The sequence below is a fragment of the Acetobacterium sp. genome, assembly GCF_039830195.1.
Lineage (GTDB): Bacteria > Bacillota > Clostridia > Eubacteriales > Eubacteriaceae > Acetobacterium.
Genome location: NZ_JBDODG010000006.1, coordinates 36,739 through 48,844 on the forward strand (window position 1 = coordinate 36,739; position 12,106 = coordinate 48,844).

The window sequence follows — 12,106 nt, forward strand, 5'->3', positions numbered from 1 at the left end:
TCCTAATTTCCTTTTCTTCGTTGTGCGATAATCTCACGTTTAGCCACACGAATGGATGATACCAGGGTTCGTTTTGCAGGACAGATGTAAGAACAACTTCCGCATTCAATACAATCCATGGCATGATTTGATTCACATTTATCCCAGTTATTGCGTTGCGAATACTCAGCAATATATAATGGCTGTAAGTGAATCGGACAGACCCCGACACATTTACCGCAGTGGATACAATTTGACGGTGTGGAAATTTTAGCTGATTCTTTGGTTAAACATAAAATTCCTGATGTTCCCTTCATTACCGGGATTCCGGTTTCAAATTGGGTAACACCCATCATCGGTCCGCCGGAGATTACTTTTCCAGGATCAGATGAGAAGCCGCCACACTGGTCAATAACGGATTGAAAAGGTACACCCACTCGAATTTCCATGGTTTGTGGGTTTTTGATAGCATCGCCGGTGCACGTCAGATAGCGTTTATACAAAGGCATTCCCGTTGTCATAGACTCTGCTATTTGAGCTGCTGTACCAACGTTCATAACGACGACGCCAGCATCTGCAGGCAGTGCCCCCGATGGAACTTCGCGACCTGTGATTGCCGCAATTAATTGTTTCTCAGCACCTTGTGGATATTTTGTGTGCAGTGAATAAACTTCCAGTCTGCTATCGTTTCCAATTGCTTTAACAAGTGCTTCAATGGCATCGGTTTTGTTATCTTCTACACCAATAAAACCTTTTTCAACACTAACCGCTTTCATGGCTGCTTTTAATCCCATGACAACCTTTTCAGCCTGATTCAGCATTAAGTGATGATCGGCTGTTAAATAAGGCTCGCATTCAGCACCGTTTAAAACAACACAATCAACTTTTTTATCCGGCGGGATCGCCAGTTTGACATGAGTTGGGAAGGTTGCCCCACCAAGACCAACAATACCAGAATTCAGAACCATTTTCTTAATGGCCTCTGCGTCCATTTCTTCTAAAGTACCATATGGTTTGATACTTGGATCAATGGTATCCAAACCATCCGATTCAATAACAACCGACATGACTCGATCTCCCGATGCATGTGGACGTTCCTCAACCGCAATAACTGTTCCCGAGACGCTGGCGTGTACCGGCACCGAAACAAAACCATTCGGTTCTCCGACTCTCTGGCCAAGAAATACCTGATCGCCTTTTTTCACGATCGGTGTACAAGGTGCCCCAATGTGCAGCGACATGGGTATGATCACCATTTCCGGCTTTGTGCCAAAGCCCAGAGGAACTTCAGCAGTACTTTCCTTTCTATAGGGTGGGTGGATTCCCCCCTTAAAGGTTCCATGTTTTACATTCATCTTAAGTCAAACACCCCTCAAATTAAATTTTTTACACAAGAGAAACTGTATACTTGTATATATAGGCAGTATCATAACATATAAATTATTTTTTTTCCATACGTATTGATAAATTTGTTTAAAATAATACTGTACCCGCCGGGTCGATAAAAAAAATGGTAATATATAGTTCTAAAAGTATATTTTTTAGACTATAATTACCATTTAAAAGTGATCATTTATATGATCAAAATCACAAATGCATTATATAGCATTTGTTACTATATTAACAAATGCGTTTTTGAAGTGACCATTTTGATATTAAGGGTATTATTTTGTCATTTTTTCTACGCCAGGAAGGTTTTGTACCCCTTATAGCACATGTATAGGTCAACTTTTGATGCCAATTCGAAGGGTGAATGCATACTCAGCAGTGCCGGACCACAATCCAGTACATCCATGCCATATTCTGCCAGGATGTGAGCAATGGTGCCACCGCCGCCAAGATCCACCCGACCCAACTCGCCCATCTGCCAGATTACACCGGCTGTTTCCAGGGTTTGTCTCATTTTACCCATGAACTCAGCGTGAGCATCATTGGATCCGGATTTTCCGCGAGCTCCGCCGTATTTGGATAAAACCATTCCTTTGCCAATATACGGCGCATTTCCTTTATCATGGGTACCAGAAAAATTAGGATCAACGCCGGCGGTGACGTCAGCCGACAGCATCTCTGAATTCATAAAACATCGACGCATGGCCATTTCTGTTTTTTTTACATCCATCAGATCAATCAGCTCGGCTACTGTATTCTCAAAAAAACGGGAATGCATGCCCGTGTTGCCAACACTGCCGATTTCTTCCTTGTCAGCTAGAATCACACAAAGGGTGCGGTTTGGGATTTCCTCCTGGTCAAGTATAGCCCGCAACGCCGTATAGGCACAAATCCGGTCATCCTGACCATATCCGCCAATCAGACTTTCATCAAAACCGACATTTCGAGCTGCTCCGGCCGGTACCACTTCCAGTTCAGCAGTTGCAAAATCTTCTTCCAACATCCCGTATTTTGTGTAAAGATGATTGAGAATATTGAGTTTAACCCCGTCTTTCAGATCTTTTTCGGGATAGGGCTGGCTGCCGACAATAATATTTAGCCCTTCCCCGGTAATTCCTTCGGTCATTTTTTTTGTATTTTGTTCCTGCGATAAATGAGGCAATAGATCGGTGATGCAAAAAACCGGATCTTCTGACGCTTCACCGACGGAAATATTAATCGTCCGACCGTCTTTTTTCACTACCGTGCCATGCATAGCTAGCGGTATCGTCACCCAGTGATATTTTTTTATGCCGCCATAATAGTGGGTCTTGAAAAAGGCCATATCGTCGCTTTCATAGAGAGGCGACGGTTTTAAATCCAGCCGGGGCGAGTCTATATGGGCTCCGATGATAGCCATCCCCTTCTCGATTGACTCCCTGCCAGCCACAAAGAAAACCACCGTTTTATCTTTGTGAATCATGTAGACCTTATCCCCGGGACTGATTTCTCCGGCTTCCCGATAAGCTTCCAACGGCTTGAACCCAGCTTTTTCAGCCAGATCAACACTGAGCTTCACACATTGTCGTTCGGTTTTTCCGGCGGATAAAAAGCGGATGTAATCCTCGCTGATTTCTTTTACTTCTAAAGCATCTTCATCACTGAGGTCTTTCCACGCCAGTTCCCATTTTTTACCCAGTTGCTCCTGAAGCAGAACCCCGGGACTCTTTTCTTTATCTTTATTTTTCATCGTAATTTCCTCCTTAGCATCTACCTGATTATAATTATTATTTATCGACGATTTCTATATTGTCCAGTTGCGCTTTTAAATTTGTTCTGACAGCCGACAGATATTCGGCTCGCAGTGTCATTTGCTCATCTGATTCATCTTCGGTCAGTCCGCATTCTTTTTTCTTTCGGGCCAATTCGTTGATCCGATCAATTTTTTCTTTCGTTATCATTTTTTTTCTCCTCTGTTTTTTTGTCTGAATCTTTATATTTTTACGAGTTGTTGATCTAACAGCCGTTGAAGGCTGAGTAAAACGCCCAGCTTTCCATGAAAATGGGTCAGGCCGCCCTGAAAATAAACATAATAGGGTTCCCGCATCGGCGCATCAGCTGAGAGTTCAATGGAAGAACCCTGAATAAAAGCACCCGCTGCCATAATAATGGGATCTGAGTAGCCTGGCATATCCCATGGTTCTGGAGTCGCCTGGCTGTCCACCGGGGCCGCTTCCTGAATTGCCCGGCAAAATGTTTTCACCCCTTCGGCAGTTTTTAAACAAACACTCTGAATAATATCACTGCGATAGTCCATCACTTCGGGACAAACGGCAAAGCCCAATTTTTTATAACAGGCTGCCAAAAGTACCGCCGACTTAACTGCCTGGGCTACCACCGTTGGGGCCAGAAACAGACCTTGCAGCAAGGTTCGGTTTATTCCCAGGGTCGCACCAGTCTCTCTGGCTACTCCAGGCGCGGCCAGACGGCAGGCTGCCAGATGAACCAGATCCGCGCGACCGGCGACATAACCCCCGGTTGGAGCCAAGCCGCCGCCAGGATTTTTGATCAACGAACCGGCCATCAGATCGGCACCAATGGATACCGGTTCGACCCGGTCCATAAATTCGCCATAACAGTTGTCGACAAAGACAACTACATCTGCTTTTACTGAACGAATTTTCCCAATCATCTCTGCCATGTCATCAATGCTAAGCGCTGCCCGCCAGCTATAACCTGTGGATCGCTGCAGATAAATCATTTTCGTGGTAGGAGTAATGGCGGCAAGAATGGCTGCTTCATCAAAACTCCCATCAGACCGCAATTCAATTTGATCATAGGTGACCCCAAATTCTTTAATGGTGCCCTGGCCCATACAAGCCTCTTCCAGTCCGATCACACTGCGTATGGTATCGTAAGGTGAACCGGTAATGGCCAATAAATGGTCTCCGGGGCGCAATACCCCATACAGCGCCAACGAAATCGCGTGGGTTCCAGATGAAATATGCGGTCGCACCAATGCGTCTTCGGCACCGAAAACATCAGCGTAGATGGTTTCGACAACTTCCCGTCCAACATCGTCATAGCCATAGCCGGTGGAAACGGTGAAGTGACGATCTCCCAGCCCCGCCTTTTGCATCGCCTTAATCACCCGATACTGATGAAGCTCAGACAGATCATCACGTTTTTCCAGTTGGGAATGAACTTCATTTTCAACTTTTTTTACGAAATCGATAACTTCTGCTGAAATTTCAAATTCCAGCTCAAGATAGTTTTTAATGTCTTTTTGTGTGTTCAAACAATTACTCACTTTCGTTTATTGTTTTTAATTGGGGCAGAATCAGACTAAGGCATTCCTCAACCTGGGTCTCCAAATCTCTGGTTTCACTCATTTTCAGCCATTGGATCCGTTCATCCTTTCGAAACCAGGTCATTTGACGTTTGGCATAGTGCCGGGAATCCCGTTTTAAGATTGTGACCGCTTCTGCCATGCTGGACGTTCCTTCCAGATAGGGTTTCAACTCCTTGTAGCCAATCGCCTTCAATGCCGTCAGGCTCCAGTCATATCCTCTTTCGACCAGCATTTTGGTCTCGTCAATGAGACCTTCCTCGATCATTAGATCAACCCGGCGATTAATCCGATCATAAAGGGTCTCCCGGTCCCAGTCCAAACCCAGCATTATATAATCGTAGGGAACTTCCTGTTTTTTTGTCTCTTCGTCAAAATGAGATTTCGGTTTACCAGTGAGCTCATAAATTTCCAACGCCCGGATGATACGGTTCAGATTATTGGGATGGACGATTTCTGCCGTAACCGGATCCACCGATTTCAGCCGCTCGTACAAAGCTTCCTTCCCCAGGACTTCTGCTTCGGCTGTTAACCGCCACCGTATTATTTCATCGCTGTCTTTTTTTTGAAAATCCCAGGGTAGCGTGAGACTGTTGATGTATAATCCCGTACCCCCTATTATAATAGGAAGCTTTCCTTTTAAAAGAATGGCTTCGATGGCTTCCAGTGCTGCCGTTTTATATTTTGCCACACTGAATTCTTCATCTGGAGATACACAATCAACCAGGTGATGGGGTACTCCCCGCATTTCTTCTAAGGTAACCTTGGCCGTTCCAATGTTCATATATTTATAGATTTGCATGGAATCAGCTGAAATGATTTCCCCACCGAGTTTTTTGGCAAGAGCCACACCCAATGCAGTTTTTCCACTGGCAGTTGGTCCTACCACTACTAATATTTTGGGTTTTTTTGATTCCATCTTATATCACCCGTTTGAATAATTTCATTAATTCATATTCCTTTAATCTCATTATGATGGGACGGCCATGGGGACAGGTATAGGGATTACTCAGTTTCATCAGATTCTCAAGAAGTTTTCTGATTTCTGCATGAGTCAATGATTGCCCACCCTTGATGGCGGCTTTACAAGCCATGGTAATGATTTTCTTTTTTACTTTTTCGGAAAAAACCCTATTAGCATCAATACCTTCGTCACTTTCAAAGAGATTTTCTTCAATCATCGCTTTTAATAAGCCCGGGCTTTGAGGTTCGCCCAATAGTACCGGGACACTGCGAATCAGCAGGGTATCTTCGCCAAAAACATCACAGTCATAACCCAAGCGCTTATACTCGGCCAGCGCATTCTCGATACCTGCTAAATCTTTGGGACGAATTTTTAAGGTTATCGGAGTCATCAGTCCCTGACTGGGAAGCCCCTCTTTGCAAGCAAATATTTCCATCAATTCCTGGGTTAAGAAAGCCTCGTGGGCAGCGTGCTGATCAAGAAGATAGATTTCTTTGTCACCCTCCAGAAGAATATAAACATTAAACAACTGTCCCACAATTTTCATTTTGGCCAGATCATTAACGTCTTTTTTTATAGCCACTAACGGGTTCGTTTCTGGAATACTATTTTCCGGATCTGCCTGAATTAACTCAAATACCTCCGGCGTTTCTGCCACCCGATTGTTAAGATCCGGTGTTAAAAAAACCTCATCCTTCGCAGCTGGTGCCCCATGCTTATCTTTGCTGAATTCTGCTAATGGCGACTCTTTTAATTTGACCTCTGACTGTGCTGAAGCAACAGTGACTGGCTGATGATCGTCATTCCGTTTTTGTATCAATTTTTTTGTTTCACCAATAATCTGCTCATGATCAAAGCTATCCGTTAATTGGTTGGTATGCAACGGTTTTACCCTATTGGGATCATCCTCTAAGAAAGCTGCTTTCTTTAACATTGTCTCAATGGTAGTTTGATCTTCAGTGCGTTTTTTTTGCGTCGTTGACACCGGAGCTTTTGCTTCGCGGTTCTGACTGTTTAATTCATGATCGTCTAACTCACTGTAGTCAGTTATCTTGTTATCCAAACTACTCTTTTTCTCATCAATCTTAAGGTGATCATCATCTGCTGTCCCCAGCTCTACAATCAGATTGGTATTTCTGAGGGTTTCCCGGATTCCCTGCTTAAAGAGCAGGCAGACCAGACTTTCATTGAGAATTTTTATTTCGGTTTTAGCCGGATGAATGTTTACGTCCAGCATCCGGCCGGGTAGTTCCATAAAAATAATGCCCAGCGGGTGTTGATGTTTCATGCTATAGCCCTCATAGGCTTCATCCAGAGCCTGAGCCAGGCGGTTGTTTTTGATATAGCGGCCATTGATGAAAATAATCTGGTCGTCACGATGGTTTCGCAAGGTTTTGAGGTTTCCCACAAAACCCGCCAGCTTCATGGGTTTGTTCTCATAATTCAGGACGATCAGATTATCTGCCATGTCAAGCCCATAAAGCCCCTTGACCACATCCATCACCTTACCGGTTCCCGGGGTATCAAGGACAATTCGGCCATTGCTGCTGAGCTCGAAGCGAATTCCCGGATGGGAAATAGCAATTTTCTCCAACAGATCCCGGACGATTGTTTCTTCTTTTTTATCCTTTTCCATATGTTTGCGACGGGCCGGGGTATTGTAGAACAGATCACTCACCGTTATTTCCGTACCGCGATTATAGGCGCAAACCCGCTGATTGAGAAGCTTGCCTCCTTCAAACAGGGTTAGACTGCCAACCTCTTCGTGCTCGAAACGGGTGGTAATCTGCACCTTAGCGACAGCCGACACACTGGACAAGGCCTCGCCTCTAAAGCCCAGCGATGCGATGGATTCCAGATCTTCGATGGTTGTTAACTTGCTGGTGGCATGGCGCTTAAAGGCCAACGGGATCTCGTTATAAGCAATACCGCAGCCATTGTCCCGGACCGTAATTCGATTTTTCCCGCCCGCCTCAACAATTACAGTAATCTGGTCAGCACCGGCATCAATAGCATTTTCCACTAATTCCTTGACCACCGACACCGGTCGAATAATAACCTCACCGGCAGCTATTTTATTAATTGTTTCGTTATTTAACATCTTAATTTTCATGGAAAGTATTATATCATAAGAAAATAAGGCCGTCGACAAAACCTGGTAGAAAAAAAGGGAGCTGTCGTCTGACAGCTCCCTTTTTAAGTTTACAGTAATATTATTCACCAACCATACTCAGTTGTACATTAGAATCACCTTTGGGTCTGTTTAATACAGGTTTGCACTCTGGTAATTCAATTCCCAATGCTTCCTTTAACACTTCTTCAATGGTTGATACATGAATGATGGTTAAGGCATTTCTTACTTCTTCAGGAATATCACTGACATCTTTTTCATTGTCTTTTGGCAACAATATTTTTGTGATGCCACTGCGTTGAGCAGCGATAACCTTTTCCTTAATACCACCAACTGGTAGCACCTGACCGCTTAAGGTAATTTCTCCGGTCATGGAAAGTTTTGAATCAACTGGTTTGCCCAAGATCAAGGAAGCCAGTGCAGTGGTTAGCGTAACCCCGGCAGATGGTCCATCTTTTGGCGTTGAACCTGATGGTACATGAATATGAGTATCATTTTTGAAATAATCAAAGCCGTTGGCCAAATCACCCAAACGGGACCGGATCAGACTCATCGCGATGGTGGCACTTTCTTTCATGACATCACCCAGTTGACCTGTTAAGGTCAGCTTGCCGCTTCCTGGCATCAGACTTGCTTCGGTAAAGAGAATTTCTCCACCGACAGCGGTCCAGGCCATTCCAGTTACAACACCAGGCTTGTTATTTTCCCCAGCTTTTTCGTGCCGTCTGGTTTTGTTCCCCAATACCTCACTGATATTTTGAGTTGTTACAACAAATGGAAGTTCGACCTTTTTAGAGACAATTTTTTCAGAAACAACCCGGGCAATTTTTGCCAGTTGTTTGGTCAGGCCACGAACACCCGCCTCAGCGGTATAATTTTCAACGATCGCTTCAACAGCAGTTTCCTCAATCTGAAGCATGTCAGTGGTTAAACCATGATCTTTTAAAACGCTTGGTAATAAGTGATCAATGGCAATCCGTTTCTTTTCACCGTTGGTATAGCTTGACAGTTGAATAATTTCGGCACGATCCAACAATGGTGCCGGGATCGTACTGAGGTCATTGGCTGTGGCAATAAAGAACACCTCGGATAAATCGTAGGGAATTTCCAGATAATGATCTGAGAAGGTACAGTTTTGCTCAGGATCTAAAACTTCCAGTAAAGCTGAACCGGGATCACCCTGGTGGGACATCCCCATCTTGTCAATTTCATCCAGGATAAAAACCGGGTTTTTAGCTTCAGCGTTGGCAATTCCTTTGATGATACGTCCTGGCATTGCACCCAGATAAGTCTTACGATGTCCCCGAATTTCGGCTTCATCCCGAACCCCACCCAGGCTGGCTCGTACGTATTTACGATCTAAGGCTTCCGCAATGCTCTTGCCCAAACTGGTTTTTCCGGTTCCCGGAGGTCCCACCAGCAGAAGGATTGAGCCTTGTTTATCTTCTTTTAATTTCATCACGGCGAGATGCTCAATGATTCGTTTTTTCACATCGTCAATACCAAAGTGGTGAGACTCCAGTACCTGTCTGGCGTGTTCAATATCGATTTCTTTTTTCTCACTGGTCCAAGGTAGTTCCAAAAGCAGATCAAGGTAATTCATGATAACATTGCTTTCGCCTCCGTTCGGCGGTGAGTTTTCAAATTTACGGACTTCTTTTAAAGCGATTTTTTTAACATCGGCAGGCATATCTGATTCCAAAACTTTTTTCCGGTAATCAGCTTCTTCTTCGAGTTCCTCGTCGAGTTCGCCCAGTTCGGCTTTAATATTTTTTAACTGTTCCCGAAGCATGGCTTCACGATAGGTTTTGTCCTTACGCTGGGAATATTTTTTGCTGATTTCCAGCTGTAGGTGGACCGAATCCTTTTCCCGGATGATATAATCAATAAAACTCAGGGTCCGTTCTTTCAGCGAATCAATCTCCAAAAGAACCTGTTTGCTTTTTAATGGAATGCCCATCATTGGGATCGTATAGCCCATAATTTCTTCTAATGAAGGCAACCCTTCGAGGATGCTGACAAAGTACTCAGCCCCTTTAAAATTATGACTTAAGTCTTTCATTAGACCTTTAATGTACAAAATCATTTCCTGCTCTTCGTCAGCGTTGATATCCAGGACATCTTCCTGAATAGTGTAAGATGCAGTAATTTGTTTTTCTTCAAACGTGAAATCCAGAACTTTAACGCGATTGATGGTGGTAATATCAATAATAAACCCGTTATCGGATTTTTGGATATTGTCAAATTTCATTAACACACCGATACGATAAAACGAATCAGCCGTCAATTGAACTAATCCTTTATAATCCTTTGTTGATAAACCAATGGCCAGGGTATTATTCTTGATGATCAATTCTTTGATATTGTTGCCAATATCCTCATTGACAAAAATACGATTTGAAATCCCCGGATAAATCACAGTTTCTGTGATCGGGATTAATGGTGCGTTTTTGATTTCTAGTGTGCTCATTTTTTTCCTCCTCATCCTCTAATTATTTGTTTTAGTTTATTAAAGGATTTTGTTTAGTAAGGTGATCAATTGATCCAGCTCTTCATCGGTAAGACTGTTTTTGATACGTTCAATAACTTGAATCTGGGTTCTTTCCTCGGATCTGGCAATTGATTTTCCCTTTTGTGTAAGATAGATAAAATACACCCTGCCATCCTCTGGTGAACGTTCCCGATACACACAGCCCATGGAAATAAATTTACTAATCAATTCAGTAATCGTCGGTTTCGAATTTTGTGTTTCCTGAGCCAGTTGGCTGAAGGTTACCCGATAATTCTTGTCGATGACTTTCAGATAATATTTCTGTTTTGAGGTTACATCTTCTGCCTGGCACTGGCAGGTTTCATGTTCATGTAAGGCTGCATCCAGTTTCAGCAGTTTATGATAGGCCTCATATAATTCGTTTTTCTTACATGTCATATTATCACCCAACTTTTTTATTAGTTAGTGCTTACCTAACTACTTATTGTAAGTATAGCGCCATCTGCCAATCTTGTCAATAAAAGGTTACTCGTATTCGGAATCGTTAAGCTTTACTTAATTTTAATACTCGCACCTCTTTTGACAAATCATCTTTTAAACGGCTATTATCCAGAAATATTCTAGCTATTTTTATGAATTAGCTACCCTTGTCCCTCACTCTGCTTATTGACAAAAATCACTTGAAAGGCTATGATTTTAGAATAATAAATTATTTGGACCTAAAGGAGACTATTATTATGGAAAAAACCCCTTTGGCTAATGTGGCTGGTAAAACAATTTACACCGCAGATTTAGATGCCTTGATAAAACAATTACCTCAGGAACAAGCGAATCAGTTTACTTCAAAAGAAGGACGACGTCAATTGCTGGAAGAACTCATTGCCCAGGAACTTTTTTATTTAGAAGGTAAAGAAGCAAAAGTTGATGAGAGTGAAGAGTTTCAGAAAATGCTCATTGATGCGGAAGAAAAACTTCTTAAAACGCATATGATTGCAAAATTCATGATGGACATCACCGTGCCGGATGAAGAAGTTCAAAAATTCTACGATGAAAATCCTAACCAGTTCATCGCCCCAGACAGCATTCGCGCCAGCCATATTCTTTTACCCAACGAGGAACAAGCTGTGACCATAATTGACGAAATCAAAAACGGTAAATCCTTTGAAGCAGCTGCAAGAGAATATTCCATTTGTCCTTCTAATGAAAAAGGCGGAGATTTGAGTTATTTTTCCAAAGGCCAGATGGTTCCAGAATTTGAAACCGCTGCCTTTGCACTGGAAGTTGATGAAATGACCGAACTGCCTGTTCAAACCCAGTTTGGTTTCCATATTATCAAACTGACTGATCGTAAGATTGCTCAAACGATTCCTTTTGATGCCGTGAAGGAAAATGCCCGTAATTACTTATTGCGTGAAAAACAGAACAAAGCTTTTATCGGCAAGGTCGAAGCCCTCAAACAAAAATATCCAGTTAAAATGGAAACTAGTACCCTATAAAAAAAAGATCGAAGCAGTTAAACTGCTTCGATCTTTTTTATTTGATACTCTGGCTGTTCCGTTTTTACTTTCTATTCTTCGTCCTGATTTTTGCAACACCTCTTACCAATAAATCGGTGTCCAATTATAAATCCCACAATCGTAAAGGCAATCGTGAGGACAACTAAGGCACAAGGGACAATTTTATCCTTATGAGCCATTACACAGCATTGGCTGCCTTCGTTCTTACTACAACACATGTTATTCCTCCGGTTTTTTAATGATATCTAATTTATACCCTTATTTTTACTTTAAAACCACGGGATTTGTAGATACCTCGCCATTACTT

Annotated in this window: 9 protein-coding genes; 1 reads left to right on the plus strand and 8 read right to left on the minus strand. The window is 42.9% G+C overall.

Annotation, left to right across the window (positions count from 1 at the left end; all coding sequences use genetic code 11):
- Window positions 1-2 precede the first annotated feature (2 nt).
- The 8 genes from rsxC to ABGU93_RS01385 form a co-directional block, all read right to left on the minus strand.
- On the minus strand, window positions 3-1,334 hold the full coding sequence (gene rsxC / locus ABGU93_RS01350) for an electron transport complex subunit RsxC (RefSeq protein WP_347411711.1): 1,332 nt from the start codon (window positions 1,332-1,334) through the stop codon (window positions 3-5).
- 326 nt (window positions 1,335-1,660) lie between these two features.
- Window positions 1,661-3,097 (minus strand): aminopeptidase, encoded by a 1,437-nt coding sequence (locus ABGU93_RS01355; RefSeq protein WP_347411712.1) that lies wholly within the window; start codon window positions 3,095-3,097, stop codon window positions 1,661-1,663.
- A 37-nt stretch (window positions 3,098-3,134) separates the two neighbouring features.
- Complete coding sequence (locus tag ABGU93_RS01360; protein WP_347411713.1) at window positions 3,135-3,308, minus strand: DUF896 domain-containing protein; 174 nt, start codon at window positions 3,306-3,308, stop codon at window positions 3,135-3,137.
- A 32-nt stretch (window positions 3,309-3,340) separates the two neighbouring features.
- Window positions 3,341-4,645 carry a methionine gamma-lyase family protein gene (locus ABGU93_RS01365; RefSeq protein WP_347411714.1) on the minus strand — a complete coding sequence of 435 codons (1,305 nt, stop codon included), beginning with the start codon at window positions 4,643-4,645 and terminating at the stop codon, window positions 3,341-3,343.
- Between the two features lie 4 nt (window positions 4,646-4,649).
- The gene (gene miaA, locus ABGU93_RS01370) at window positions 4,650-5,615 is read right to left on the minus strand and encodes a tRNA (adenosine(37)-N6)-dimethylallyltransferase MiaA (protein ID WP_347411715.1); all 966 of its coding nucleotides are present in this window, start codon (window positions 5,613-5,615) and stop codon (window positions 4,650-4,652) included.
- 1 nt (window position 5,616) lies between these two features.
- Window positions 5,617-7,773 (minus strand): DNA mismatch repair endonuclease MutL, encoded by a 2,157-nt coding sequence (gene mutL, locus ABGU93_RS01375; RefSeq protein WP_347411716.1) that lies wholly within the window; start codon window positions 7,771-7,773, stop codon window positions 5,617-5,619.
- Window positions 7,774-7,873: 100 nt separating this feature from the next.
- On the minus strand, window positions 7,874-10,261 hold the full coding sequence (gene lon, locus ABGU93_RS01380) for an endopeptidase La (protein ID WP_347411717.1): 2,388 nt from the start codon (window positions 10,259-10,261) through the stop codon (window positions 7,874-7,876).
- 39 nt (window positions 10,262-10,300) lie between these two features.
- A complete protein-coding gene (locus ABGU93_RS01385; protein WP_347411718.1) occupies window positions 10,301-10,720 on the minus strand; it encodes a MarR family winged helix-turn-helix transcriptional regulator in 420 nt (139 codons plus the stop codon).
- 242 nt (window positions 10,721-10,962) lie between these two features.
- Here ABGU93_RS01385 and ABGU93_RS01390 point away from each other — a divergent pair, with 242 nt between their 5' ends.
- The gene (locus tag ABGU93_RS01390) at window positions 10,963-11,778 is read left to right on the plus strand and encodes a peptidylprolyl isomerase (RefSeq protein ID WP_347411719.1); all 816 of its coding nucleotides are present in this window, start codon (window positions 10,963-10,965) and stop codon (window positions 11,776-11,778) included.
- Window positions 11,779-12,106 lie beyond the last annotated feature (328 nt).